Here is a 24,898-nt window from a genome sequence, read left to right on the forward strand (position 1 = left end):
TGCTTCTGTTTTAACGTTGCAGTTGTTGTTGCGGGCGGCGTTCGCCGGACTGGTGCATGCCGCGACGGGATTCCTGGCGGCGCTCCTCGAGCTGGCTGCGCTGTTCCGCCGTCAGCACGTGATAGAGCGCGTTGTCGCGTGTTACGCGCAGCCTGGCTTCTTCGGCAACGGCATTGCCCAGGGCATCCGTGGCGCGCTTGAGCGCATTGGCGTCGAGCTTGTCGGCGCGCTGCAGTTCGCGTAGTTCACGGTGCGCCTGGCGCAAGGCCTTGCGGCTTTCGTGCAGGGCCGGTTCGGCCTGGTGGCGGATATTGAACAACTGGTCACGCTGAGCTTCGCTCAAGTCCAGGCGCTCGAAACCAGGGCCGAAAGCGGGGCCGAACCCCGGTCCACGCGCATCGCCATGATGCATCATCATGCCGGGATGCGGGCCGAAGCGGACATCCTGGGACTGGACGGCGGGGGCGGCATCAGCGGTGTCTGTGGCTTGTGCCAGGACCGGAGCGGCCAGCGCGGCCAGCAAGGCGCCGGTCAGCAGGCGGCGGGACAGGGCGGAGTGAGAAAAACCGATCATGATTGCGCTCCTTTTCAGGTGATAGCCGGAGGAGATTTCCGGCTTACAGACAGATTAAAGAGGCAATGGGGGCAAATTATGGGTGCAATGGGCAGAAATTGTGGAGATCGTCCGGGTAGGCGCCTGATTCCGGTGTATCCCCGGCCGTGCGGGTTGCGGCCAGGCGGGTTTTGGCGGCTGGCGCCTGCGCCAGGTATGCCGGCAGACCTGTTGCCGGCATCATTCCAGTTCGAGGCGGTAGCCGACACCGTATATGGAGCGAATGATGTCGTCTTCGGGACGAATGGCTTGCAGCTTGCGCCGCAGGTTCTTGATGTGGCTGTCGACGGTACGATCCGCAACGACGCGATGATCGTTATAGAGCTGGCTGAGCAATTGGTCGCGAGAGAAAATAATGCCGGGTGCGGACGCCAGCGTGCGCAGCATGCGGAATTCCACCGGGGTCAGCGACAGGGCCTGGCCGTCCAGCGTGGCCAGGTAGCGGTCGCTGTCGATTTGCAGCGCGGCGGCGGGTGTCTCGGGGGAGACGGGGGCATCCGTTCCCTGGCTGCCTGCGGCGCCTTGCGCATAGGCCTGGGCGCGGCGCAGCAGGGCCTTGACCCGGGCGACAACTTCCCTGGGGCTGAAGGGTTTGCAGATATAGTCGTCCGCACCCAGCTCCAGTCCGAGCAGGCGGTCGATTTCTTCCACCCTGGCCGTCAGCATGATGATGGGAACGTGTCCGTCCTGGCGCAATTCGCGGCAGATATCCAGGCCGTCCCGGCCAGGCAGCATCAGGTCCAGCAGCACCAGGTCGGGCGTGTGCCGATGGTAGGCGGGCAGGGCCTCGTCGCCATGGCTGATCCAGATGGCCTGAAAGCCCGTCGCCGTCAGGTAGTCCTGCAGCAGCTGGGCCAACTTGGGTTCGTCCTCGATGATCAGAATGGTACTCATGGCTGTGTCGTCTTCTGTGAGGGAATGGGAAAGGCGGCGGTAATGCTCAGGCCGCCCAGATCGGAAAGCGAGGAAGTGATGCGGCCGTGGTGGGCGTGCACAATGCGTTCGCACAGCGCCAGCCCAAGGCCGGCACCGCCGTGGTTGCGGTTGCGCGATGATTCGACGCGGTACAGCCGCTCGAACAGATGGGGCAGGGCTTCTTCAGGCACGCCAGGCGCGGAGTCTTCGACCGTCAGCAATATTTCATCGTCCGCCTGTTCCAGCCGAACCCGCACCAGGCCGCCCGGGTCGGTGTAGCGCACGGAATTCTCCAGCAGATTGTTCAGCAGTTGCGTCAGGCGCTGGGCATCGCCTTCGATGGCGGGCAAGTTCGGGGCGGCGAGCAGTTCCGCGCGCAAGCCGGAAGACGCCAGGCGTTCACCGAAGAAGGCCAGTGCGGTATCGGCCAGCCCGGCCAGGTCGACGGGGTGCATGCGGTAGCTCAGCGCGCCCAGGTCGGCCAGAGAAAATTCGTGCAGGTCGTCGATCAGCTTGTTCAGCATGGTGACTTCGGCATGCATGGAGGCGATGGTGGCTGGCGTCAGCTGGCGCACGCCATCCTGCATGGCTTCCAGTTCGCCGCGCAGGATGGCCAGTGGCGTGCGGATTTCATGGGACAAGTCGGCCATCATCTGGCGCCGCAACCGTTCATTCTTTTCCAGCGCCTGGGCCAGGCGGTTGAAGTCCAGCGCAAGCTGGCCGAGTTCGTCGCGGGAGGTCTGTTCGATGCGGATGGCATAGTCGCCAGCGGCCAGCCGGTGCGTGGCTCGGGCAATGCGCTGTACCGGCGCCAGAAAGCTGCGCGCCAGCAACATGCTCACCAGTGCCGCCAGCAGTAGCGACAGGCCAAGGATGACCCAGGTGGTCCGGGTTTGCTCGCGCTGGAAACGGTTGTCGGGCGCATCCGGCGTGCGGTCCGGCGGCTCCACCGCCAGCCAGCCTATGGTGCGTCCTTCCAGGCGGATGGGGTACAGCGGCGTGCCGCTGGACGGCGCCCGCTCGCCTGCCACGAGTTCGCGGTTCTCATCGAGCAGTATCAGCGCCAGCGGTGGGGGCGGTGGGGGGGGCATATTGCCGCGCTCATGGTGCGGCATCTGGTTGCGCGACGAAGCACGCTGCAGGCGTAGCCAGAGGGAACTGTTGCTGCGCAGGAATTCCCAGTTGCCGTGATGTTCGTAGGCGGTGACCAGCGCCTGGTTCAGTTCCTCGCGCTTGCGTTCTTCCCGTTGCTGGATATAGCTGCGGAAACCGGCATCGAAGCTGTAGCGTATGGCGGCACCCATGGCCAGGATCACCACGATGCAGGTTGCAAACAAAGTCAAGAATAGTTTGAAGGTAATACCGGATTGCAGTCTCATTGTCATGCCGCCAAAGCAGGCGCCGCCAGGGCAGATGGCCATATTGTTACGCATCTGCCAGGCGCTGGGCGCATTGCGGGCCATCTGGCGCCTGATTCCATGGTTTCTTCATTTTTGCCTGTGGGTGCAGGGACGTGAAACGAGGAATGAAAAAATCTATGCGGGGGGCGCGACAAAATAAAAAATATCGTGCTAGAATTACGGTTTCACGGAGACGTGGCCGAGTGGTTGAAGGTACTCCCCTGCTAAGGGAGCATACGGCTTATACCCGTATCGAGGGTTCGAATCCCTCCGTCTCCGCCAGTTAGAACTAAGCCCTTGAGACATCAAGGGCTTTTTTCTGCCCGCTCGTTTTACAGTGGTGTGGATGGCAGCTTGTCAGTGCCATGCGCGGCGTCAGGAGCAGGGCCGGCGGCATCGCCGATGGCATGAAAAAAATCTGTAAAAATAGGCTTGCTATTTAAAACGAGAGCGTGCTATATTTCTGCTTCTGCGTTTTTCGCGCCGTCCTTACAGCAAGGGCAGGTAATGGAAAAATCAGAATGCGCCCGTAGCTCAGTTGGATAGAGTACTTGGCTACGAACCAAGGGGTCGTGGGTTCGAATCCTGCCGGGCGCGCCAATTCAGAGGGGTCTACAGTGAAAACTGTAGACCCCTTTTTCGTTGCCTGTGCACGGTGCCGGACTGTCTCCGTCCCCATACCGGAATTTCCCGGGATGCGCACCTTTTTGGGCACCCCTTGCGCTTTTTTCTGTCGTCTACTTGCGATACTCGCGTACGTGATCTCCCTATTTGGCGAAAAGCATGGTCAAATTCCTGTCATTTTTTGATGGCAGTTCAATCGACCACATCAGCCTGGGCTTCCGGGATGAGAACTGCTGTTAGCCGTGGGCCGGATTTGCCGGTCACTGCGGTTTTGGGTGGTGAGTTGGAAACAGAATAACTTCTCATGAGTGCATCTCCACTGCATGCCAAGCCCGTCGACGACACTGCGGGGTCTTGGCGCATCAGCTTGTTTTTTGCCGTACTGCTGGTCAGCGTCTCTGGCTACTTTGTCTATTGGGCCCTGGGCTACACCCACTTCAATCACCCCGTACTGTTGATCCTGGCGATCCTGTTCGGGGTCTTCATGGCCTTCAATATTGGCGGCAATGACGTCGCCAACTCGTTTGGAACCAGTGTCGGGGCACGGACCCTGACGGTCAAACAGGCGCTGCTGATTGCCGCCGTGTTCGAAGTCAGCGGTGCAGTCCTGGCGGGCGGGGAGGTCACCGCGACCATCCGCGGCGGCATTGTCGATATGTCGGCGATGCATCTGGAACCGCTGCAACTGGTGCACATCATGATGTCGGCGCTATGTGCAGCGGCGATCTGGTTGCTGTATGCCTCCAAGAAAGGCTACCCGGTATCGACGACGCACTCCATTGTCGGCGCTATCGTGGGCAGTTCCATCACGCTGGGCTTCATGCTGAGCGGTGGCAGCGCCGCGCTGGATCTGGTGCAGTGGGACAAGATCGGCACGATTGCGCTGTCCTGGGTGGTGTCGCCCCTGCTTGGCGGCGTGATGTCGTACCTGCTCTATGCGCAGGTCAAGCGCCATGTGCTTAACTACAACGAGACGGCGGACGCCCAGCTGCGTGAAAATCGCCGTGCGCGCCGTGATTACAAGAAACAGCACAAGGAAGCGTTCGAAAGCCTGACGGATATCCAGAAAGCGTCCTACAGCCGCCTGCTGGAGCAGGACGCGCAACTGATGGAAGACGAGGAGTTCGAGCCGGAACATCTGCAGTCGGACTACTACCGTGGCCTGCACCAGTTCGAGCAGCGCAAGGAAGAAATCCGAGCCTACCGCGCGCTGGAAAATGGCGTGCCGTTTATTGCCGCCATCGGCGCCATAGTCATTGCATCCATGCTGCTCTTCAAAGGACTGAAGAACGCCAACCTGGGGCTGTCGTCGCTGCACATGTATGTGCTGATCGGCATGATCGGCGCCTTTGTTTGGATGGCGACCTTTATCTTTGCCAAGACGCTCAAGCGCAAGTCCCTGAGCAAATCGACCTTCATGATGTTCAGCTGGATGCAGCTGTTCACGGCAGCGGCGTTTGCGTTCAGCCATGGCTCCAACGACATCTCGAATGCCATCGGTCCGTTTGCCGCCATCCTGGATGTCATGCGTACGGGTTCCATCGGCGAATCGGCGGCCATTCCGGCGGAAGCCATGATTACGTTCGGCGTGGCGCTGGTGGTGGGCCTGTGGTTCATCGGCAAGGAAGTGATTGCCACGGTGGGCACCAACCTGACCAAAATGCACCCGGCCTCTGGCTTCTCTGCCGAGCTGGCGGCAGCCGTGGTGGTGATGATGGCGTCCCTGATGGGCATGCCGGTTTCCAGCACGCATATCCTCATCGGGGCCGTACTGGGCATTGGCCTGGCCAATCGCCAGACCAACTGGGGCCTGATGAAGCCGATCGCCATGGCCTGGATCATCACCCTGCCTGCGGCAGCCATCCTCAGCTCCATTATTTTCGTGGCGCTCAACAGCATTTTCTGAATCTGGCCGCTGACTGGCCTGAACACGCGGAAATGCAGGAAAAAGCCGGGGATGCCACGGCTTTTTCGTATTGTGCGCCGGTGTGCCAGCGGGGCAGGGACGTGTTACAGGCTAGGTGTATCTGTGGGCATTTATTTTTCTGCTTGCATGAATAGAAAAATACATGCTATATTTCTTTCTCTGCACTTGTTGCTCATCTGGCTTTCAAAAAAGCCGGTCCGCAAGGAAGCACAAGACAGAATGCGCCCGTAGCTCAGTTGGATAGAGTACTTGGCTACGAACCAAGGGGTCGTGGGTTCGAATCCTGCCGGGCGCGCCAATTCAGAGGGGCTTACAGTGAAAACTGTAAGCCCCTTTTCGTTATGGCTGTTTGGCTGTGGCTGCTGGTTTCCTAGCGAAAAACAGGGCATGGCCGGCAGCGCCGATCATGTCCTGTGCACGAACCGCTCAGGCTGCCTGCGTGGACGGCGCGGCTTGCGTGACGGGGATGCGTTGCAGGCGGATGTCGTCCAACCCGGTGATGATGATGCGGTCCTGCTGTGCCGGGTCGGCATGCGGCAGTTCCTGCAAACGGTGCATGCCCCGGGTTTCGCGGCGTTCGCTGGCGCTGCGGTAGATCCAGCGTGCGCCCGCCAGCATGGCAGCGGTTTCGCGGGCGTGGCGCGGGCTTTGGTCGGCATTGGGGGCCAGCCCTGCGCTGGCCTGGTCCCAGAGCGTTTCCAGCTTGTCGAGGGAGGCGCGAATGCCGCCCAGGTTGCGGAAAACATTTTTTTCGATGGGCAGGATTTCCGCCTGGACACCCTGGCGGATGGCTGCGCTGGGGGCATTGCTGGCTGCACCGCGTGGCCGCAGGCCGATTCCGCCCAGGCCATGCAGGGCCTGCTGTGGGGCCGGGGCGGGTTGCGCCGCCGCTACGGCGGCCTGGGCCGCCCATTTGGCCGATACCAGGCACCAGGCAATGGCCGGTCCGGCGCCGCTCATGGCAGCACCGCACAAATGGGTGCGCTCCGTGACATCGCCGGCGGCATACAGCCCTGGCACGCTGGTGGCAGAGCGTTCGTCGGTCGTCAGCCCGCCGGCAGCGCGGATCAGGCCTTCGTAGCGCAGTTCCAGAGGAAAGCGTTCGGTGAACGGGTCTACGCCGATGGTACGGAAGTGCTCGTAGATGCTGCTGACTGTCTTGGCAAAGGCCTTGAGGTGCGGGTTGCCCCGGTTCATGCTGGCGTAGGCCCCGCCGGTTTCGATGATGGCACGGCCGACATCGGCGACGGATTCCCAGCCATTGGCTGGCAGCTCGCGGCCATTGCCGTCGTAGAAGGTGGCGCTGCTGTACCAGAAACCCTTGGTAGTGGGGCTGCCTTTCGGTGAAATACCGTAGTGCCCGCTGAACTCCAGGCCGGAAAAATTGGCTCCAGCCTCGGCTGCCATCAGGTGGCCGTCACCAGTCGTGCCTTCGGTGCCCATGGCGCCGGATAGAAAGGCGTTGCCGCCCGTGGCCAGGATGACGGCGCCGGCACGTACGCTCCAGCTTTGCCCGTCTTCAGTGTTGTAGCCTGCCGCACCCGCAACCGCGCCCTCATGACCCAGCAATTCCAGCGCCGGGCTGTGGTCAAGTATCTGCACGCCGGCCTGCAGCAGTTGTTCGCGCAGGAACAGCAGGGCATACGGGCCCTGGAATGCCAGCAGGCTGGGCGGGCTGCCATCCAGCGTCGGCAGGCCATAGGCCGACTGAAAACCCAGTGCCTTGAGTTGCAGGCCGATGCGGTAGCTTTCTTCGTAGACTTTTTCGATATAGGCGAGGTCGTCGAGGCCGCAGGCAGCCGCATGGCGTGAGTGGATCAGCTTGTCGTTGTAGGCGGTTTCTCCCGGCCGGGTGTAGCAGGCGCTGCCGCTGGCCTTGGCCACGACGCCGGCTTCGCCGACCACGCCTTTTTCCGCAAGGATGACGCTGGCGCCGGCCGTGCGCGCGCTCAGTGCTGCCCAGCAGCCTGCGACACTGCCGCCAATGACAAGAATGTCGGCGCTGTATTCATGGTCGTGGGAACCGGGGCGGACGAGGTTACTGCTGGGGTAGGAAGCCATGGCGATAGGGGAAAACAGAAAATTTGGAAAAGGCCGTCGGAATGCCGCTCTGGCATTCCGACGGCCGGGGCCGGGGCGGCTCCGGTGGTGCTGGCTGCCGCCGTGGCAGAGATGCCGTTGCGCCGGGGTGTCAGGTTTTTTGCAGCACGCGGTCCAGCACGGTTTCACGCAGGGCGACGAACGCGGGGTTGCCCCGGGCCCGCGGCCGGGGCAGCGGAACGGCGAGGTCCAGCGCAACCTGGCCGCCATCCATGAGCACGACACGATCGCCCAGCGCGACGGCTTCTTCGACTTCGTGCGTGACCAGCAGCACGGTGAAGGCGTGGGTTTGCCAGATTTTTTCCACCAGCGCCTGCATTTCCAGGCGGGTCAGTGCATCCAGGGCGCCCAGGGGTTCATCGAGCAGCAGCAAGCGAGGACGATGGATCAATGCCCGTGCCAGCGCGACGCGCTGGCGCTGGCCGCCGGACAATTGCGCGGGCCATTTGCCTGCGTGTTCGGTCAGCCCCACTTCTTCCAGCGCTGCCCGGGCGCGCGGGCGCCAGTCGCCGCGCAGACCCAGGCCGATGTTGTCGAGCACGGAAAGCCAGGGCAGCAGGCGCGAATCCTGGAACATCATGCGGATATTGCGCGCCTGGGCGCGCAGGCTGCCGCCATCGGCCTGCAACTGGCCGCCATCAGCGGTTTCCAGGCTGGCCAATGCACGCAGCAGCGTGGACTTGCCACAACCTGAACGGCCGACGATAGCCAGGAACTGCCCAGCGCCGACCTCCAGGTCCAGCGTGCGGATGACCGCCTGCGAACCAAAGGATTTTTCCAGGCCGCGGATGGATAGCGCCAGTCCCTGGCCAGCAGCGGCGGCTGTTCGGTCGTAGGCTGGTTGCCGGGGGGCGCGGGCTGCACCGGTCTCTGCCTGGGGTTCAGCGCTGGCCGAGTGCGGCAGCAGGCGGCGCCAGAACGAAGGAAAAAATGCAGGTTGGCTGCTCATGGCCGGGCCTCCGCCAATTGATAGGATGGATGCCATTTCAGCCAGCGCCGTTCCAGCAGGCGTGCCGCCCAATCGGAACTCTTGCCCAGCAAGGCATAGATGATGATGGACAGCACGACGATGTCGGTCTGCAGGAATTCCCGGGCAGTCATGGCCATATAGCCGACTCCGGACTTGGCGGAAATGGTTTCAGCGACGATCAGCACGATCCAGGACACGCCCAGTGCGTAGCGCACGCCAACCAGAATGGAAGGCACAGCGCCCGGCAGCACCACATAGCGCAAGAGCCGCCAGCCGCTCAGGCCGTAGTTGCGCGCCATTTCGATCAGGCCGCTGTCCAGCGAACGGATGCCATGGTAGGTATTCAGATAGACCGGGAACAGGGCGGCGAAAGTGATCAGGAAAATGCGGGTGGTCTCGTCGATGCCGAACCACATGATGGCGAGCGGCACCAGCGCCAGTGAGGGAATGTTGCGCAGCATTTGCAGCGTGGTATCGAGCAGGCGCTCGCCTGTGCGCGACAGGCCGGTCAGCAGGCCCAGCCCCAGGCCCAGCGCGGTGCCCAGCGTGAAGCCTGCCGCCGCGCGTGCGAAGCTCACGCCCACGTGGTGCCAGAGTTCGCCGCTCATGAACAGACGCACGAACGTGTGCAGGACTTCGAGTGGGGGCGGAAACAGCCGCGCCGACACCAGCCCGTGCGTGGAGGCATAGTGCCAGACGATGATGGTCAGTATCGGGATCAGCCAAGGCATAGCCTGCCACCAGACCGCGCGCAGCGGTGCGGTGGCAGACGGAGCCAGGGACGCACGGCCGGTCCGGCTCACTTTGCGCCTTCCTGTTGGGCGGGTTCATGCCATTGCCAGTCGGCAATCGAGAAATCCTCCTTGGCCAGACCGTTGGAAAGCAGGAAGGCTTTCGTGCCTTCCAGCAGATCCAGGCCTTGTTGCGGGAAGGCGTCGATGTTGAACGAGCTGACTGGCCAGGATTCACGCACTACCGGCTCGCTGAAGGCCGTGGTGGTCAGGTAGTAGGTGTAGTAAGCGTCGGGGTTGGCATGCAGGTCGCGGGCGCCTTGTTCGCGCGCGTGGTCGAAAGCCGCGGCGAACCCGGGGTGAGCCTTGAGGAAGTTTTCGCTGGCGACGATCACCGAGTTGCCTTCCAGGCCGTGCTGGCTGGCCTGGTCGATGACTTTCAGGCCTTGCGCCTTGAGCTGCGGGCCCAGGCCCGTCGGGGCGGTATAGGCTGCGATGTCGCCTCGTTCCAGCGCGGGCTGGGCGTCGCGCGGGAACAGGTGGACTTCTTCGACATCCTTGATGACGCCCTGGTCTTTCAGACCGGCGAAGTAGCGATGCAGATAGGAACCACGTGGCAGGCCCACGCGTTTGCCGGCCAGCTCGGCCGGTGTGTCGACGCCATTGGCGGGCACGACCAGCCATGCATCGCTGGCAATGCCGTTGAACCCCAGCAGGCGGGTGGCGCCGCCGCTGGAGCGGGCGAACAGCGCGGGCGTGTCGCCATAGATGCCGACATCCAGCTTGCCACTCAGCAGCGCTTCATTGAGGTCGGGGCCATTGGGGAAAATGTGCTGGGTGATCTGGTTGAAACCCAGCCCCTTGATGGCGTCGGCCAGCAGGCCTTTTTCCAGCGCCCAGCCTACCGGGCCGCCTATGCTCTGGCCCGGTCCGATATAGCCCAGGCGCAAGGTGTAGTCGCCTGCCGCAGCTTGGGCAGCCGTTGCCGTGCCGGCGCCTGCCGGAGGCGTTGCCGTGGTGCCGGACTGGCCGGTGGGGGCGGCCGGCGCACTGGCCGAATTGCTGCCGCCCGCTGTATTGGCGGCGGGGGTGTTGCTGTCACAGGCGGCCAGCGTGCTGGCCAGTACGGCACTGGCCAACAGGCGCAGGCTGGTTCGTGCCCAGGCCCCGGGGAGCGCCTGCAGCAGGGAAAATGAGGGAGCCTGCGTAAAAATATTCAGAGTCATGGCGGATGCTTTCTAGAGAAACGCGGCGCGCCGCAACAGACGCCGGAGGCGCCGGCGGACTTTTGCTGCCGTGGAATGAATTCTAGAAATATGGCGCCCGTGGCCGAACGAAGGATTATTTATTTGCTAATGGGGTAAAGCCGCAGCGGCGGGGGGACTCTTGGTTTTTGGTACTAGACAGGTGACCGGTGGGCGGCCGTCTGGTGGCGCAGGCTGGGCGGGTGAGCGCCGGGCAGGAACGAAAAAGGCCGGCCCGATGCGGGCCGGCCTGGATGGGCCGCAGCGCGTGGATGCGCTCAGGTATCTGATGGCCGCAAGGGCAGTTTCGTCCTGGCCGCGTTGGCGGCCAGGACGAAACATCAACGGCGCTGGGCCGAAATGGTATAGCGGCGGTCGCGGTCGCCGTCGCCCAGGGTGCGGGACTGGACCTCGTAAGTGCCGGGCGCCAGTTCGGTGACGATCTGCGCATCCATGTTGCCGGCGCTGTCATCGTCTTCTGCCAGCGTCGAACCGTCCTGCAGCAGCGTCAGGTAGCTGTCGGAGTCCGGGGCACGCATGGTGATGGCATAGGTGCCACCCTGAGTGATCTGCAGCGTGTAGCTATCGGCTTCGTTGCCGCCCAGCAGTAGTGCCGCACGTGGTTCGCCTACCTTCAGGGTGCCGCCGCCGGCATTTTCGGGCACTGCCTGGGTCTTAACGGCCAGGGTGTAGGGGCCGCTTTGCGTGCCGCCGCCGATGTTGACGTAATAGGTGCCCGGCTGCAGGACGCTGCGAACACGGTTGCGCTGGCCACTGCTGCTGCCGCGCACGTTGCCGGTATCGGCGCTGATCGCCACGTCGGCCTGGAAGCCTTGGGCGCTCATTTCCACGGTGACGAGGGCGGGTTCGTTGAGGCGGAACGAGTACTGTTGTTCCTCACCTGCATAAACTGCTGTCCCTGAGGGGCCGTTGAGCTGCAGGGCGGCATTCGGCGCCAGGAGCTCGCCTTCGGGCATCGGCAGGCGTTCGACATCAATCGTGAAGCCGCCCTGGAACTGGCTGGTTTCCATGGCGGAGTCGGCCACGATGGTATAGCTGCCGGGTTTCAGTGCCACTTGCAGGCGCGCATCCAGGTTGCCGCCGCTGTCGTCGTCGCTGAACAGGTCGTTGCCGGCACTGTCGCGCAGCACCAGATAAGGGTCCAGGCCCTGTTGCGACGCACGCATGTCGATGCGGTAGATGCCTTCTTCGGTAATGTTCAGGCGGTATTCCAGCACCTTGCCAGTACCCCAGTCCGTAACGTTCTGGCCGGCGGTGACGGGCTCGCCGGAATACGGCTGGAGTTTTTCCACTTCCACCTGGAACGGGCCGTAGGCGCTGGCGTCCATGCCGCTGACCGCGATGTTGTAGGTGCCATTGGCTTCGGTCTTGAAACCCAGTACCGTCTTGTTATTACGGTTCGAGCCGGAGCAGTCGTCGCACGGGTTGTTCAGGCGCGAAACCAGGTTGCCGTCACGCAGCACGCTGATCTGCGGGCGCAGGGCGCCAGTGACGATGATGCGGAACAACTGGTCTTTTTCCGCGTCCAGGCTGAACAGAGCGCTACGAACGCCGTCGCTATAGTTCAGCAGGCTCTTGCTGGACAGTTCTCCCGAGACTTGCTTGCCAACAGTCAGCGGCGTGGCGGCCGGTTGTTGGGACTGGTGTTGCTGGAAGTAGAAAAATACAGCGGAACCCGCGACGATCGCACCGGCGATTGCTGCAAGCGGAGTGGAGAGTTTCATAGATCCTCGTAGGAATGATTCAGGCTCGGCCCTGTGCGGCATGGCCCGGCCAGTTGCGCTGTGTCCGGAACACGAACCAGGCGCTGGAAACGCGGTGTGCGCCATGCATGCGCGATTTTAGAAGGCAGGCCTGGTGCGCGCATGCTGGGCGCGGGGAGCGCGATAGTATCAGAATGCTACGGGCAATCCCGAGGGGGAAGCGGGCGGCAGGGCGGATTGCGGCGGAAATAGAAGCCTGGCGGCAGGAACGTCGTTTCCCTGGTGCTAGCGCAATGTTGCAAACACATGCACAAGCGTCGTCAGCCGCCGTGGGAGGCGGGCGGTCGAGGTGTGCACTGGCCTGTGATGCCAATTTATTTCAGGTAAAAGTGGATAATACGTTATGTGTGAAGATGTAAGGCCGTCTGGAAGTCGCGCGGCAGCCGTGGCAAGGTATGGCCGTGCAGTTTTCACAACCTGTTTTCAATTCTCTTTATTGGGGCCAGCAAGACATGAAATTTTCCACGCGACCTTTGTTTCCTTGGCTGATGTTGGCAGGTGCCGTGAGCCTGGCGGCTTGCCAGAACACGGTGCCGCGCCAGCCGGAAAGCGAATCCCAGGCCGCGCAGCAGGCACAGCAGCAAGGCCAGGAACAAACACAACAGGCGCAGCTGACGCAGCAGCAGGCTGCTGCGAATACCGCGCCCGCCATTCGTTTCTTTCTTGCGCAACCGCAGCCGGCGGATGACCTGGTGCAGATCCAGCTCAATCCCGAGACCAGCGTGTATGCCTTGCCGCAGCCCGTTTTTACCCAGGCTGACCTGCAGCAGATCGTTCCCCTGCAAAGCCAGCAGGGCCAGGTTTTCCTGCGCTTCGATTTCAATGAGCAGGGTGCGCAGAAGCTGGAATCCATCAGTCGCCAGGCGGCAGGCAATTACCTGGTGCTGACGATCAATGACCAGATCGTCGCTGTTCCGCAGGTGGCATCGTCCTATGAGCGACCGGCTGTGCATGTGCCCATGCGCAGCGCGGAAGATGCGCAGGCTGTGGTCGAATTGCTGCGCCAGGGCGCGAACTGAGCCTGAAGGATGATCGGCCTGGCCATCGTGGTCGGGCCGGTTTTGCACCCGGCTGCCGTCCGGCATGGCAGCCGGGTGCTGTCGTGTTGCGATAGAGGTTTTTCCATGCATGGTGAGTACAAGGTTCACGGCGGCAAGCTGGTAGTGGTCGATCTGGAAGTGGAAGCAGGCTGCTTGCGCGATGTCAGTGTCGCCGGGGATTTTTTCCTCGAGCCGCCGGAGGCGCTGGCCGATATACGGCAGTCCCTCAACGGACTGCCGGTCAGTGCTTCGGCGGAAGACATGGCTGCAGCCATACGCCGTGGGTTGCGGCCGGATGCAGCCTTGATTGGCTTCAGTCCGGAAGCGGTCGCCATCGCCGTGCGCCGCGCGCTGGGCGTGGAGCGCAGCTGGCGTGACTACGAGTGGCAATTGGTCGAGGCCGGCCCAATGTCGCCGGCCATGCACCTGGCGCTCGACGATGTGCTGGGCCAGGCGGTAGGGGCAGGGCAGCGTGCCCCGACCCTGCGGTTCTGGGAGTGGAGCCATCCGGCCATCATCATCGGCTGCTTCCAATCCTTGAAAAACGAAGTGGACATGGATGCTGCGCGTCGTTTGGGCGTGGATGTGGTGCGTCGCATCACGGGCGGGGGGGCGATGTTCGTGGAGCCCGGCTCGACGATTACCTACTCCCTGTATGCGCCAGGCGAACTGGTGCGTGGCATGAGCTTCGCGGAATCCTATGCCTTTCTGGACGACTGGGTGCTAAAGGCGCTCAACGAACTCGGCATTGCCGCGTTCTACAAACCGCTCAACGACATTACCAGCCCGCAGGGCAAGATTGGTGGTGCTGCGCAAAAACGTTTCGCCAATGGTGCCGTGTTGCATCACGTGACCATGGCCTACGACATGGATGCGGGCAAGATGCTCCAGGTATTGCGCATCGGCCGGGAAAAGCTGAGCGACAAAGGCACTGCCAGCGCCGCCAAGCGTGTGGACCCCTTGCGCAGCCAGACCGGGCTGGCGCGCGAGCAGATCATCGCCCGCATGAAGGCGACCTTCGCCGCGCTCAATGGCGGCACGCCGGGGCAGATTACACCCGAAGAGTTTGCTGCCGCGGAGAGCCTGGCGCAGGGCAAGTTCAGCAGCGAGGCCTGGCTGAACCATCTGCCCTGAGGGCAGCGGGCAGGCTGCCAGGTGCCGCGACGGCATCCTGGCAGGCCTGCAGCAGGGCATGGAGCTGTGGCGAGGCCTGGGTGGCCGTGCGCAGGGCCAGCCCGATTTTCCTGCCGGTGCCTGGCGTTGCAACCGGGACAATGCAAAGGTTTCCGTGGCGGGCCTCGATTTGTGCCTGACCCCGCGACGCGATGGCCAGGTGCCCGGTTTGTTGCACCAGTGCCTGCGTAATCATCGGGCTGTTGGCATACAGGCGCCCGGAGGGCGGCGCGAGGCCCTGCGCGGCGAATATCTGGCGCAGCAGGCGGTCCGCAGGCGTGTCCGGCAGGGGCGTGACCCAGCGCCAGCGCGTCAGGTCGTCCAGCTGCAGGCCGGCTTGCTGCAGGCAGGGATGGTCCGGGCGCGCAACAATGACCAGATCATCTTCGAATAACGCTATCTGGCGGATGTCATCATCCACCGGGTCGCGCCGCAGCGCGCCGGCAATGACGTCGATATCGGCGCTGCGCAGGCGCTGCAGCAGGTCTTCGTAAGTACCGTCAATGATGCCCACTCGCACGCCGGGGTGCGCCTGCATGATGGTCTGGATCGCGTGCGGCAGGAAAATGGGCACGGACAGTGGCAGCGTGCCGATGACTATCGTGCCTCGGGTTTCTCCTTGCCAGGCCGCCAGGTCGCTTTCCAGGCCGCGCAGTTCAGCCAGCGCCTGCCGGGTGCGCAGCAACAGCGCATCGCCTGGCGGCGTGAGCCAGGTGCCAGATGGCAGTTTGTAGAACAGCCGCACCGAGATCAGGCGTTCCAGTCCTTGCAGCGCGGCGTGGATGGCGGGCTGGGAGATGCCCAGCGCCTGGGCCGCGCGCGATTCGCTGCCCCAGGCTGCCACGCTGAGCAGCGCCTGGATCTGGCTGGGCGTAACGCTGCGCGCAAACCGGCCCGTCGTGCCGTCGCCCCCACGCTTCGATGCGTCGCTGGCCAGGGCTTCCCTGGCACCAGTCTGCAGGCATGCCAGCAAGGCCATGACCCGCGCCGCCATTTGCCGGCCCGGTTCGGTGGGCGCCATGCCACGCGCGGTGCGCAAGAAGAGGTCCAGTCCGCAATCGCGCTCCAGGCGCTGAATGGCGCGAGTGATGGCGGGCTGGGAAACATGGCAGGCTTCGGCGGCGGCAAAGGTGGTGCCGTGCTGCACGACGGCGCTCATGGCGCGCAGCGAGCGCAGCATCGGCAGCAGGGTTGGCGTGCCGTGTGTTGCCTGGCTGGCGGGGGAATGCGGGGCGGAGCGCATGGGCAGGGAAACGTAAAAGGAATCAGGCCTGTGGCACAGCATAACCAGGATGCATGATTCTGTGCCAGCAAGCCTGTCGTTGAATGCCTGTCATTGGCTGGATTTTATTAATGGCAGTCTTGTTTTTGATTCTTTGGAAGGACTAGGTGTTTTCCAGCATATAAGTAAAAAACATTGAAAAGGCGCTTTTTTTGATTGGTGGTGGTGGCCTGGTTTGCCGATACTGATAGCTGCTTTGCAATCGCTCGAGGAGGTGACATGGCCTTGGATAAACCTTATCTGGACGTGCCGGGGACAACGGTGTTCGACGCCGATCAATCCCGCAAGGGCTACTGGTTGAATCAGTTTTGCATGAGCCTGATGCAGCCCGCCAACCGAGAGCGCTTCAAGTCCGACGAACGCGTCTACCTGGATGAATGGCCGATGTCGGAAGAGCAGAAGCAGGCGCTGCTGGCGCGTGACCTGAACCGTTGCATCGCGCTGGGCGGCAGCATTTATTTCCTGGTCAAGGTGGGGGCAACCGATGGTGTTAGTGTTCAGAAGATGGTGTCCACCATGACAGGCATGAGCGAGGAGGCCTACCGCGACATGATGCTGGCAGGTGGCCGTCCGCCAGCGGGCAAGGGCGAGGGGGCTTGAAGCGGCTGGCCCGGAAGGGGGCGCGGTGTGGCAGTGAGCCGCCCGGACCCGCCTGTTGGCGGATGCGGGCGATGAACGAATAGAAGATAGGGAGCAGGAAAACATGAGCAAACCGGTTTTGCTGTTATTGCCGGGGCTGTTGTGCGATGAGACGGTCTGGCGCGAGCAGCGCGAGGCCTTGTCGGCCTACCACTGCGTGGTACCGGACTATGGCTGCGCGGATTCGATTGGCGCCATGGCCAGCCTTGCGCTGGATGCCGTGCCGGCAGGCGGTTTTGCCGTGGCAGGTCACTCGATGGGAGGGCGGGTGGCGTTGGAAATCGCTCGCCAGATGCCCGAGCGGGTGGAGCGTATGGCCTTGCTGGATACCGGCACGCACTCGCTGGCATCAGGGGCTGCGGGCGAACGAGAGGTGGCGGGGCGTATGGCGCTGTTGCATATCGCACGTACGCAAGGCATGCGCGCTATGGGCCGGGAATGGGCGCGAGGCATGGTGCACAAGGACAGGCTGGAAACGCCGCTCTTCGAGGAAATCCTGGCGATGATAGAACGCAAGACGCCAGATATTTTTGCCGCACAGTTGCAGGCGCTGATCGAGCGGCCGGACGCCAGCGGCGTTCTGGCGCGCCTGCAAGTGCCGGTGCTGCTGTCCTGCGGGCGGCAGGATGCCTGGAGCCCGGTCGCGCGCCATGAGGAAATGCAGCGGCAGTGTCCTGCCGCACGCCTGGTCGTCATCGAAGACAGCGGGCACATGAGCACCATGGAACAGCCACAGGCAGTGACGCGGATGTTGCGCGCCTGGCTGGAGGATGACGGCCAGGCTTGAAGCCGGTCCGATGGGCGGGAACGCACTTGAGAGCGGCCAGGCAATGGCGCCAGGAAGGGCGGGCCCGCCCCAAACAATCAGAGGAGACAATCATGAAGAAGACGAAGGTCGCGATCATCGGCGGCGGCCCAGCCGGGCTATTGCTGTCCCATATCCTGGCGCTGCATGGCATCAGTAGCACCGTGCTTGAGCGGCAAAGCCGCGAATATGTGCTTCAGCGCATCCGGGCCGGCGTGCTGGAGCATGGCACGGTCCAGTTGCTGCGGGATGTGGGCCTGGGCGAACGGCTGGATCGCGAAGGCTTGGAGCACAACGGTACGCTGGTGACCTGGCATGGCGAAGGTTCTTTTGTGATCGACACCATGAAGTATGCCGGTCGGCCCATGGTTGCCTATGGCCAGACCGCCATTACCGAAGACCTGTATGCGGCCCATGATCGCGCGGGCACGGAAATCCTTGATCGCGCCACCGATGTCGTGCTGCACGATATTACGGGCGTCCAGTCCTATGTGACCTATACCCGCAATGGCGAGGCGGGTCGGATAGATTGCGATTTCATTGCCGCCTGCGATGGCTTTCATGGCATCGGGCGGCAATCCATTCCGGCCAGTGTTCTGCGGACCTATGAGCAGGTCTATCCATTCGGTTGGCTGGGCATCATGTCGGAAACGCCGCCGATGGAGGACTTGATCTATGCGCGCCATGAGCGCGGCTTCGCCCTGGCATCCCAGCGCAACCCGAATTTGAGTCGTTACTACATCCAGTGTCCGATGGATACGGACCTCAATGACTGGCCCGACGAACGTTTTTGGGAAGAGTTCAAGCGGCGCTTGCCGGCCGAGCTGGCGCGCACCGTCGTGACCGGCCCCAGCATAGAAAAATCCATCGCTCCCTTGCGCAGCTTCGTTGCCGAGCCGATGCGCCACGGCCGGATGTTCCTGGCGGGCGATGCTGCCCATATCGTGCCGCCGACGGGCGCCAAGGGCCTGAACCTGGCGGTATCCGACGTCTATTACCTGTCGCGAGCTTTCGATGCCTACTACAACCACCAGCAGGATGAATTGCTTGAGCGGTATTCGGAGACGGCTTTGCGGCGGGTCTGGGCGTCGGAGCGCGTGTCCTGGTCGCTGACCAAGCTGTTGCATGTCTTTCCGCAGGATTCCGGGTTCGAGGAAAAAATGCGTCTCAACGAGTTCCAGTACCTGCAGAAATCCGAGCGTGCGCTGGCGACGCTGGCCGAGCAATATGCAGGGCTGCCGTTTTGATCTCTTGATAAGGGCGGCGGACGTGCGCTTGCCGGATTGGTCCGGCAAGCGCGCAAGCTTGCTGCATTGGGGGGGGGGCTCAGGGGCGTTCCCTGCGGTCGGTGGCTGATGCAATGAGGATTGCCTGGCGTCGCCACCGGCAGACGTGAGACAAGGTTGCCGGGCTGGCTGGAACGGCGATGCAGGAATTCAGCTGGGGAGAATGCCGCCGGAAAGTAAAAACGGCTTGAAATCTTTCGATTTCAAGCCGTTGCAATTGGTGCCCAAGAGAGGACTCGAACCTCCACACCCGAAGGCACTAGTACCTGAAACTAGCGCGTCTACCAATTCCGCCACCTGGGCAACGTTTCGTCGACTTCAGAAGTTCTCTTCCGTGTCAGAAGCGTAGGAAAAGAAGTATATGGCTTATTTTTTTGTGTGTCAACACTATTGGTGAAAAAAAGAGAGATACGGCAAATTTTTTTTGGGGGTCTGCCAGGCTTCAGGTGGCGCCTGCGTCAGTCGCCTCTATTTTCTTGACCTCCGTGCCCTCGGGCGACAGTGCCGATCCATCCTCGGCTTGAGGCGCCATGGGGGCGATGGGGCGCCCGGTGCGCTTATCCACCAGTATCGAGTGAGCTTCGCCATGCGGAAACAGATGATGTTCGCCCCACTGGCGCAGCGCGACCACAATGGGAAACAGGCGCTTGCCTCGTGGCGTCAGGCTGTATTCCTGATAGGCCGAACCATCGGATGCATCCTGCATGGCGAAGATGCCGGCATCGACCAACTTGCGTAGCCGATCGGCCAGAATGTTCCTGGCCATTCCCAGGCTGCGCTGGAAATCGCCAAATCGGCTGATGCCGTCAAAAGCATCACGCACGATGAGCAGGGACCAGCGGTCACCGATCACATCAACGGAACGCGCAACCGGGCAGGTTTCCTGGGGGGCTTTTTTTCGGGACGGCACGGCATCTCCTGGTGGCTGGCGGATAAACCTGGTGGTTGCATTTTAAAACCACGTGATCTGGCATTCAACTAGTTTTTATTTGAAACTGGATTGACTGAAGCAGCGATCATGGGGACTTTTATGGGGCCGTCGGGCGGCGGCGGCCTGGCGTGCAATCAAACGATGGCCATGCGCAGCCGCCTGGTCGGTCTGTATATGCTGTTCTATGCAGTCGGCAGTGGCCTGGGCGCCATCGGCTCCACCCTGGCCTATGCGCGATCTGGATGGGCGGGTGTATACGCGCTGGGAGCCTTGGTGAGCCTGCTGGCCCTGGTGTTCTGGTGGCTGACCCGGCGTGTGACCGATGTTGCGCTTTCGCCTATTGCACCAGCTGGTTGATTTCGATGATGGGCATCATCACCGCCAGGACGATCACCAGTACGATGCCGCCCATGATCAGGATCATCAGCGGTTCCAGCAGGGCGGTGAGTGTCATGGCACGTCGTTCCAGTTCGCTGGAAAGCGTCTTGGCGGCGCGGTCCAGCATGGCGGGCAGTTCGCCGGTGCGTTCGCCGCTGCCGACCAGGTGGACCAGCAGCGGCGGGAAGATTTTCTGCGCCTGCAAGGCGGCGGACAGCTGCGCACCTTCGCGTACCCGTACCGTGGCGTCATTGACGGCGCTGCGCAGTCGTTCGTTGCGCAGGGTCTTGCGCGCGGCATCCAGCGCGGCCAGCAGCGGGACGTTGCTGCTGGTGAGAATGGCCAGCGTCGCGGAGAAGCGGGCGATGTCCACACCCATGGCGTAGCGGCCAAAGACAGGCAGGCGCAGGACCTTGCTGTGCCAGGCCAGTTTTGCCGCCGGACGCCTCAGGCTGAAGCGCCAGAGCACGAACAGGGCAGCCAGCGCCAACGCGGTGACGCCCCCCCATTCGCGGATGAAGCCGCTGGCGCTGAGCATCATTTCAGTCAACGCAGGCAGTTTCTGCTTGGCTTGTGAAAATGCCCCCACCACCTGCGGCACGACATAGCTCAACAGGAAAATGACGATGCCGATGGACACGACCGTCACGATGATGGGGTAGATGAAGGCGGTCAGGATCTTGCTGCGCAGCGCGCCACGGGACTCGATGTAGTCGGCGAGCTTTTCCATGACCTGGGCCAGGTCGCCGGATTGTTCGCCGGCATCGACCAGCGCCCGGTAGATGTCGGGAAAGTCGCGTGGGTGGGCGGCAAGGGCTTCGCCCAGGCGATGGCCGGCACGCACATCGGCGCGAACCGCCGCCAGCGTATGCGCGACGTGGCGGCGTTCCGCCTGCTCCAGCGTGGCGGTCAGCGCTGCTTCCAGCGGTAGCCGTGCCGCCAGCAGGCTGGAAAGCTGACGTGTCAGCCAGCCCAGGTCCGAGTCGCTGATGCGCGGCCCCAGGCTGCTGCGCTGGCTACCCTGGCGTGAAGCGCCGGTCGCGCGGACTTTCAGCGCGACCAGGCCGCGCGAGCGCAGCGCCTGGCGTGCGCCGCGTTCGCTGTCGGCATCAATCAGGCCGCGCTCGATGCGGCCTGTCGTATCGGCGGCTTCATACTGGTAGGAAGGCATGGCTGGGGAGGATGTATGGGTAGGGCGGGCGGCGGAATTCCGCGCCCGGGGTCAGGGCAGGGCGGCGGGCAGGGTCAGGCGTCTCGGGTAACACGGGTGATTTCCTCCACCGATGTGACACCTTGTGCGATCCAGCGGTCGCCATCCTGGCGCAGCGTGCGCATGCCGGCGGTTTGTGCGGCACTGCGCAATGCCAGTTCATCGGCATTGTTGTGCACCAGTGAGCGAATTTCATCCGTCACGGTGAACAGCTCGTGAATACCGGTACGGCCGCTGTAGCCAGTGTGACTGCAGGCCGGGCAGCCGCCAGGCGTCCAGCTGGCGGTGCCGTCATCATGCTTCTTGCAGCAGTGCTGGCACAAGCGGCGCACCAGGCGCTGCGCCAGCACACCTTGCAGGGTGCTGGCCAGCAGGAAGGGTTCGACCCCCATGTCGATCAGGCGGGCCACGGCGGAAATGGCATCGTTGGTGTGCAGCGTGGCCAGCACCAAGTGGCCGGTCAACGAGGCCTGCACGGCGATCTGGGCAGTTTCCAGATCGCGGATTTCACCAATCATGATGACGTCCGGATCCTGGCGCAGGATGGCGCGCAGCGCCGAGGCAAAGGTCAGGTCGATGCGCGGGTTCACCTGGGTCTGGCCGATACCGGGCAGATCGTATTCGATCGGGTCTTCCACCGTCAGGATATTGGTGGTGCTGGCATCCAGGCGCCCCAGTGCAGAATACAGCGTCGTGGTCTTGCCGCTGCCTGTAGGACCGGTCACCAGCACGATGCCGTGCGGTTGGCGGATCTGACGGTCCAGCTGGCGCAGTACATCGGGCGCCATGCCGAGTTTTTCCAGTTGCAGGCGGCCGGCTTCCTTGTCCAGCAGACGCAGCACGGCGCGTTCGCCGTGACCGGTGGGCAGCGTGGAAACCCGCACGTCGATCGGGCGGCCGCCAACCCGCAGCGCGATGCGGCCGTCCTGCGGCAGCCGCTTCTCGGCGATGTCCAGGCTGGCCATGATCTTGATGCGGGACACCAGCGCACTATGCAGGGCGCGGCGCGGACTGACTACGTCGCGCAAGGTGCCGTCGACGCGATAGCGCACTACTGAGTGCGTTTCGAATGGTTCTATGTGGATGTCGCTGGCGCCGTCGCGCGCGGCCTGGGTGAAGAGCGCATTGATCATGCGGATCACCGGGGCGTCATCATGTGCCTCGAGCAGGTCCTCGACTTCAGGAATATCCTGCAACAGGCGGTCCAGGTCGATTTCGCTGGCGGCAGCATCGACCACGGCCGCGGCGTCATCGGTCTGCGCATAAGCGGCGGCCAGCAGCGTATCGAGTTCCGCGTCGCTGACTTCACGGCTGGGCAGCTCGCCATAGCGACGCTGAAGTTCGGCCCGGGCCCAGGCGGGCGTATCCGGGCTTAGCACCAGGGCCAGGCCGTTCGGGCTGGCCTGGATCAGCGCGCGCTGGGCTCGGGCCCAGGAATAGGGCAGGCGTGCGTTCATTGGCCGGCGTCCGTATTGTCGAGGATGACCTGGGGTTCCGCCGTCACGGGGCTGGCCGGGGCTGGGCCGTCGTCACGCAGATCCAGCAGACCCGCATCGTTGCGGTCCAGTTCTGGCAGCAGGGGGCGGGAGTCATCCGGCGTCAGCCAGCGCGATTCCAGCGGCATGTTGTTCTGCGCGGCGCGCATGAAGTTGTAGCGGTCCAGCGTCAGGCTGGCGCTGTCACGCGCGTCGCGCACGATGTGCGGCCGCAGGAAGACCATCAGGTTGGTCTTGGTACGGGTGCGTTTGTCGTAGCGGAACAGATTGCCGATGAAAGGGATGGAACCCAGCAGGGGGACCGCCACGGTGGTGTTGGAAACGTTGTCTTCCAGCAGGCCGCCCAGCACGATGATCTGGCCGTCATCGACCAGGACATTGGTTTCCAGCGAACGCTTGCGGGTCACGATGCTGCTTGAACTGGTGGAGGCCGCATCGTCGATATTGCTGACCTCCTGGTAGAGCGCGAGCTTGACCGTGCCACCTTCGGAAATCTGTGGACGGATGCGCAGCGTCAGGCCGACGTCTTCACGCTCGATGGTCTGGAACGGGTTGCTGGAACCGTCGCCTGAGGTGGTGTACTGGCCGGTGACGAAGGGCACGGTCTTGCCGACCATGATGCTGGCTTCCTCGTTGTCCAGCGTCATCAGGTTCGGGGTGGACAGCACGTTGGCCTGGCCAGTGCCTTCCATGGCGCGCGCCAGTACGCCCAAGTTGAGGACTTCATTGCCGAGGATATCTACCGTACCCTTGACCACGCCCAGGCTCAGGCCTTTGCCTAGCGCGTCGATGGTGGTGGGGCCGTTACCGGTGAGGCCCGAGCCGCCCAGGTTGGAACCGCCGACGAAGGATGTATTGCCGCTGCTGATGCTGTCGCCGCCAACCATCCACTGGATGCCGAATTCAGCCGAGTTGTCGGCGTTGACTTCAACGATCAGGCTCTCGACCAGTACCTGGGCGCGGCGCTGATCGAGCTGGTCGATGACTTCGCGCAGGCTGCGATACAGGGGGTCGGGAGCGGAAATGATGAGGGTGTTGGTTGACGGGTCGGCCTGGATGGTTGCGCCGCCAGCCGAGAAGGCTACGGATTGCTGGTTGTTGCTGCTGCCGCTGCTGCTGGTGTTGCCGCTGCTGTTGTTGCTGCTGGTACCCAGCAGGCTGTTGGCCGAACGCGAGCTGCTGGAGGACGAGTTCGACGATGACGAGGACAGTCCAGAGGTATTGGACAGGCCCTCGCTGCCAGTGCTGCTGCCGCCCTGGCCGGTCAGCGCGCCGCGCAGGACTTCCGCCAGCTTGGTTGCCTGGGCGTTGCGCAGGTAGACCACGTGCAGGTTGCCGGGCTTGGTGGTGGGGCTGTCGATGCGTTGGATCAGTTCCTTGGCGAGATCCAGGCGGGCCGGACTGCCGGCGCGGATCAGCACGCTATTGGTACGCGGGTCGGCCACGACGGAAATGCGTTGGGTGGCGTCGCCCGAGCCCCCCTGGCCTTCCAGCAATTGCGAGGCCAGGCCGGCGATATCCGCGGCGATGGCGTAGCGGATGGGCACGACGTCCGTATTGATCGAGTGAGGCGTATCTATCCCGGCGATAACCTGGGCGATGCGATCCAGGTTGTCGGCGTAGTCGGTGATGACCAGCGTATTGTTGCCGGGATAGGCGTTGATAGGGTTGTTGGGCGCGATCATGGGCCGCAGCACCGGGACAAGATTGGCCGCATTCTCGTAGCGCAGCGAGAAGACACGCGTGACCAGGCCGCTGCTGGGCACTGTGCCGTCGGCAGCGCTGACCGGGCTGCCTTGCAGCTTGGCATCGGCTTCGGGCACGACGCGGCTGACGCCATCAACCTCAACCACGGCAAAGCCTTGCATGCGCAGCGCGCCCAGCAGCATGGTATAGGCGGTTTGCGGTGATACCGGGGCTTCGGATACCAGTGTGAGCTGGCCCTTGACGCGCGGGTCGACGATGAAGTTCTTGCCGGTGAAGCGTGCCAGCGCCCGCACCACGCCCTGCAGGTCGGCGTCAACGAAGTTGAGCATGACCTGGTTATCGCTGGTGGTGCCCCGGCCGGCAACCGTGCGCGGCGTCGCCGCAGCCGTGGTGACCTGCTTGCTGCGCGAAGTCTGGGCGGGCGGTGGCGGTGGCGGTGGCAGGTCGTTGCGGAACCGGCTGTCGTCGGCATTGCGCTGCACACCACCGCTGGTGCGGACCAGCAGTTCTGAGGCGTCCTGTTGCTCGGGCGGCGGCACGGTGGCGCAACCAGCCAGGATCAGGGTCAGCAGGGCGCTGGGAATCAGCGGAAAGGAAGAGGTCGGGGCGTTGCGCTTGACGGTCATGATGGCGATATCGTTTC

The 24,898-nt window shown here is 63.1% G+C and carries 21 protein-coding genes and 4 tRNA genes; 11 read left to right on the plus strand and 14 right to left on the minus strand.

What is annotated here, in order from left to right; genetic code table 11:
- Positions 1-10: 10 nt before the first annotated feature.
- From EV679_RS16180 to baeS, 3 genes are all read right to left on the minus strand, one after another.
- The gene (locus EV679_RS16180; RefSeq protein ID WP_130487776.1) at positions 11-574 is read right to left on the minus strand and encodes a Spy/CpxP family protein refolding chaperone; all 564 of its coding nucleotides are present in this window, start codon (positions 572-574) and stop codon (positions 11-13) included.
- 219 nt (positions 575-793) lie between these two features.
- Positions 794-1,507 carry a response regulator gene (locus tag EV679_RS16185; protein ID WP_130487777.1) on the minus strand — a complete coding sequence of 238 codons (714 nt, stop codon included), beginning with the start codon at positions 1,505-1,507 and terminating at the stop codon, positions 794-796.
- Positions 1,504-2,949 carry a sensor histidine kinase efflux regulator BaeS gene (gene baeS / locus EV679_RS16190; RefSeq protein WP_339139345.1) on the minus strand — a complete coding sequence of 482 codons (1,446 nt, stop codon included), beginning with the start codon at positions 2,947-2,949 and terminating at the stop codon, positions 1,504-1,506. Before baeS ends, EV679_RS16185 begins: the two co-directional genes overlap by 4 nt.
- Between baeS and EV679_RS17745 the strand changes: the two genes are divergently transcribed.
- The 5 genes from EV679_RS17745 (at position 2,831) to EV679_RS16210 (ending at position 5,777) form a co-directional block, all read left to right on the plus strand.
- Positions 2,831-3,088 carry a hypothetical protein gene (locus EV679_RS17745; protein WP_207224960.1) on the plus strand — a complete coding sequence of 86 codons (258 nt, stop codon included), beginning with the start codon at positions 2,831-2,833 and terminating at the stop codon, positions 3,086-3,088. The genes baeS and EV679_RS17745 overlap by 119 nt on opposite strands.
- A 29-nt stretch (positions 3,089-3,117) precedes the next feature.
- Positions 3,118-3,210: transfer RNA gene (locus EV679_RS16195), tRNA-Ser, on the plus strand.
- Positions 3,211-3,451: 241 nt separating this feature from the next.
- Positions 3,452-3,528: transfer RNA gene (locus tag EV679_RS16200), tRNA-Arg, on the plus strand.
- Positions 3,529-3,856: 328 nt separating this feature from the next.
- Positions 3,857-5,458, plus strand: coding sequence for an inorganic phosphate transporter (locus tag EV679_RS16205; protein ID WP_127774767.1), 1,602 nt, complete (start codon positions 3,857-3,859; stop codon positions 5,456-5,458).
- Between the two features lie 242 nt (positions 5,459-5,700).
- Positions 5,701-5,777 (plus strand) — tRNA-Arg (locus EV679_RS16210).
- Positions 5,778-5,905: 128 nt separating this feature from the next.
- Here EV679_RS16210 and EV679_RS16215 read toward each other — a convergent pair.
- The 5 genes from EV679_RS16215 to EV679_RS16235 all read right to left on the minus strand — a co-directional run bounded on the left by EV679_RS16215 (position 5,906) and on the right by EV679_RS16235 (position 12,269).
- On the minus strand, positions 5,906-7,540 hold the full coding sequence (locus EV679_RS16215) for an FAD-dependent oxidoreductase (protein WP_130487778.1): 1,635 nt from the start codon (positions 7,538-7,540) through the stop codon (positions 5,906-5,908).
- A gap of 130 nt (positions 7,541-7,670) precedes the next feature.
- Complete coding sequence (locus EV679_RS16220; protein WP_202969538.1) at positions 7,671-8,528, minus strand: ATP-binding cassette domain-containing protein; 858 nt, start codon at positions 8,526-8,528, stop codon at positions 7,671-7,673.
- Entirely contained in the window at positions 8,525-9,352 is an 828-nt protein-coding gene (gene ssuC, locus EV679_RS16225) for an aliphatic sulfonate ABC transporter permease SsuC (protein WP_372726438.1), read from the minus strand. The genes EV679_RS16220 and ssuC overlap by 4 nt, the downstream gene beginning before the upstream one ends.
- The gene (locus EV679_RS16230; protein ID WP_068370319.1) at positions 9,349-10,506 is read right to left on the minus strand and encodes an ABC transporter substrate-binding protein; all 1,158 of its coding nucleotides are present in this window, start codon (positions 10,504-10,506) and stop codon (positions 9,349-9,351) included. The genes ssuC and EV679_RS16230 overlap by 4 nt, the downstream gene beginning before the upstream one ends.
- 359 nt (positions 10,507-10,865) lie before the next feature.
- A complete protein-coding gene (locus EV679_RS16235; protein WP_127774763.1) occupies positions 10,866-12,269 on the minus strand; it encodes a hypothetical protein in 1,404 nt (467 codons plus the stop codon).
- A gap of 491 nt (positions 12,270-12,760) precedes the next feature.
- Between EV679_RS16235 and EV679_RS16240 the strand changes: the two genes are divergently transcribed.
- Positions 12,761-13,327, plus strand: coding sequence for a SecDF P1 head subdomain-containing protein (locus EV679_RS16240; protein ID WP_127774762.1), 567 nt, complete (start codon positions 12,761-12,763; stop codon positions 13,325-13,327).
- A 429-nt stretch (positions 13,328-13,756) separates the two neighbouring features.
- On the plus strand, positions 13,757-14,482 hold the full coding sequence (locus EV679_RS16245; protein ID WP_301290039.1) for a lipoate--protein ligase family protein: 726 nt from the start codon (positions 13,757-13,759) through the stop codon (positions 14,480-14,482).
- Here the strand turns inward: EV679_RS16245 and EV679_RS16250 are convergent.
- Positions 14,448-15,764: a LysR family transcriptional regulator gene (locus EV679_RS16250; RefSeq protein WP_165390074.1), complete on the minus strand. Its 1,317-nt coding sequence runs from the start codon at positions 15,762-15,764 to the stop codon at positions 14,448-14,450. The genes EV679_RS16245 and EV679_RS16250 overlap by 35 nt on opposite strands.
- Positions 15,765-16,022: 258 nt before the next feature.
- Between EV679_RS16250 and ligA the strand changes: the two genes are divergently transcribed.
- The 3 genes from ligA (at position 16,023) to pobA (ending at position 18,494) form a co-directional block, all read left to right on the plus strand.
- Positions 16,023-16,403, plus strand: a complete 381-nt coding sequence (gene ligA / locus EV679_RS16255) for a protocatechuate 4,5-dioxygenase subunit alpha (RefSeq protein WP_068370313.1) — start codon at positions 16,023-16,025, stop codon at positions 16,401-16,403.
- 103 nt (positions 16,404-16,506) lie between these two features.
- The gene (locus tag EV679_RS16260) at positions 16,507-17,229 is read left to right on the plus strand and encodes an alpha/beta fold hydrolase (RefSeq protein ID WP_068370312.1); all 723 of its coding nucleotides are present in this window, start codon (positions 16,507-16,509) and stop codon (positions 17,227-17,229) included.
- 92 nt (positions 17,230-17,321) lie between these two features.
- Positions 17,322-18,494, plus strand: a complete 1,173-nt coding sequence (gene pobA / locus EV679_RS16265) for a 4-hydroxybenzoate 3-monooxygenase (protein WP_130487780.1) — start codon at positions 17,322-17,324, stop codon at positions 18,492-18,494.
- A 257-nt stretch (positions 18,495-18,751) separates the two neighbouring features.
- On the opposite strand, the gene EV679_RS16270 is transcribed toward pobA, so the two are convergent.
- Positions 18,752-18,836, minus strand: a tRNA-Leu gene (locus EV679_RS16270).
- Between the two features lie 139 nt (positions 18,837-18,975).
- Positions 18,976-19,443 (minus strand): winged helix-turn-helix transcriptional regulator, encoded by a 468-nt coding sequence (locus EV679_RS16275; protein ID WP_068370307.1) that lies wholly within the window; start codon positions 19,441-19,443, stop codon positions 18,976-18,978.
- 162 nt (positions 19,444-19,605) lie between these two features.
- Between EV679_RS16275 and EV679_RS16280 the strand changes: the two genes are divergently transcribed.
- Positions 19,606-19,821, plus strand: coding sequence for a hypothetical protein (locus EV679_RS16280; RefSeq protein ID WP_415777589.1), 216 nt, complete (start codon positions 19,606-19,608; stop codon positions 19,819-19,821).
- On the opposite strand, the gene gspF is transcribed toward EV679_RS16280, so the two are convergent.
- The 3 genes from gspF to gspD form a co-directional block, all read right to left on the minus strand.
- Entirely contained in the window at positions 19,802-21,013 is a 1,212-nt protein-coding gene (gene gspF / locus EV679_RS16285; RefSeq protein ID WP_068370303.1) for a type II secretion system inner membrane protein GspF, read from the minus strand. The two genes, EV679_RS16280 and gspF, sit on opposite strands and share 20 nt — an antisense overlap.
- 74 nt (positions 21,014-21,087) lie before the next feature.
- Entirely contained in the window at positions 21,088-22,509 is a 1,422-nt protein-coding gene (gene gspE, locus EV679_RS16290) for a type II secretion system ATPase GspE (protein WP_068370301.1), read from the minus strand.
- Entirely contained in the window at positions 22,506-24,881 is a 2,376-nt protein-coding gene (gene gspD / locus EV679_RS16295) for a type II secretion system secretin GspD (protein WP_068370299.1), read from the minus strand. Before gspD ends, gspE begins: the two co-directional genes overlap by 4 nt.
- Positions 24,882-24,898: the final 17 nt, after the last annotated feature.

The organism is Kerstersia gyiorum (assembly GCF_004216755.1).
In the GTDB taxonomy this organism is placed as follows: Bacteria; Pseudomonadota; Gammaproteobacteria; order Burkholderiales; family Burkholderiaceae_B; genus Kerstersia; species Kerstersia gyiorum.

What these genes read in the sequence shown, in the direction of transcription:
- ligA (WP_068370313.1), top strand. Translation starts at nt 16,023, where the DNA reads ATGGCCTTGGATAAACCTTATCTGGACGTGCCGGGGACAACGGTGTTC.
- EV679_RS16250 (WP_165390074.1), bottom strand. Translation starts at nt 15,764, where the DNA reads ATGCGCTCCGCCCCGCATTCCCCCGCCAGCCAGGCAACACACGGCACG.
- baeS (WP_339139345.1), bottom strand. Translation starts at nt 2,949, where the DNA reads ATGGCCATCTGCCCTGGCGGCGCCTGCTTTGGCGGCATGACAATGAGA.
- EV679_RS16240 (WP_127774762.1), top strand. Translation starts at nt 12,761, where the DNA reads ATGAAATTTTCCACGCGACCTTTGTTTCCTTGGCTGATGTTGGCAGGT.
- EV679_RS16205 (WP_127774767.1), top strand. Translation starts at nt 3,857, where the DNA reads ATGAGTGCATCTCCACTGCATGCCAAGCCCGTCGACGACACTGCGGGG.
- EV679_RS16245 (WP_301290039.1), top strand. Translation starts at nt 13,757, where the DNA reads ATGTCGCCGGCCATGCACCTGGCGCTCGACGATGTGCTGGGCCAGGCG.
- EV679_RS16220 (WP_202969538.1), bottom strand. Translation starts at nt 8,528, where the DNA reads ATGAGCAGCCAACCTGCATTTTTTCCTTCGTTCTGGCGCCGCCTGCTG.
- EV679_RS17745 (WP_207224960.1), top strand. Translation starts at nt 2,831, where the DNA reads ATGGCCAGGATCACCACGATGCAGGTTGCAAACAAAGTCAAGAATAGT.
- EV679_RS16235 (WP_127774763.1), bottom strand. Translation starts at nt 12,269, where the DNA reads ATGAAACTCTCCACTCCGCTTGCAGCAATCGCCGGTGCGATCGTCGCG.
- pobA (WP_130487780.1), top strand. Translation starts at nt 17,322, where the DNA reads ATGAAGAAGACGAAGGTCGCGATCATCGGCGGCGGCCCAGCCGGGCTA.
- gspE (WP_068370301.1), bottom strand. Translation starts at nt 22,509, where the DNA reads ATGAACGCACGCCTGCCCTATTCCTGGGCCCGAGCCCAGCGCGCGCTG.
- EV679_RS16215 (WP_130487778.1), bottom strand. Translation starts at nt 7,540, where the DNA reads ATGGCTTCCTACCCCAGCAGTAACCTCGTCCGCCCCGGTTCCCACGAC.
- EV679_RS16230 (WP_068370319.1), bottom strand. Translation starts at nt 10,506, where the DNA reads ATGACTCTGAATATTTTTACGCAGGCTCCCTCATTTTCCCTGCTGCAG.
- EV679_RS16180 (WP_130487776.1), bottom strand. Translation starts at nt 574, where the DNA reads ATGATCGGTTTTTCTCACTCCGCCCTGTCCCGCCGCCTGCTGACCGGC.
- gspF (WP_068370303.1), bottom strand. Translation starts at nt 21,013, where the DNA reads ATGCCTTCCTACCAGTATGAAGCCGCCGATACGACAGGCCGCATCGAG.
- EV679_RS16185 (WP_130487777.1), bottom strand. Translation starts at nt 1,507, where the DNA reads ATGAGTACCATTCTGATCATCGAGGACGAACCCAAGTTGGCCCAGCTG.
- EV679_RS16260 (WP_068370312.1), top strand. Translation starts at nt 16,507, where the DNA reads ATGAGCAAACCGGTTTTGCTGTTATTGCCGGGGCTGTTGTGCGATGAG.
- EV679_RS16280 (WP_415777589.1), top strand. Translation starts at nt 19,606, where the DNA reads ATGGCCATGCGCAGCCGCCTGGTCGGTCTGTATATGCTGTTCTATGCA.
- gspD (WP_068370299.1), bottom strand. Translation starts at nt 24,881, where the DNA reads ATGACCGTCAAGCGCAACGCCCCGACCTCTTCCTTTCCGCTGATTCCC.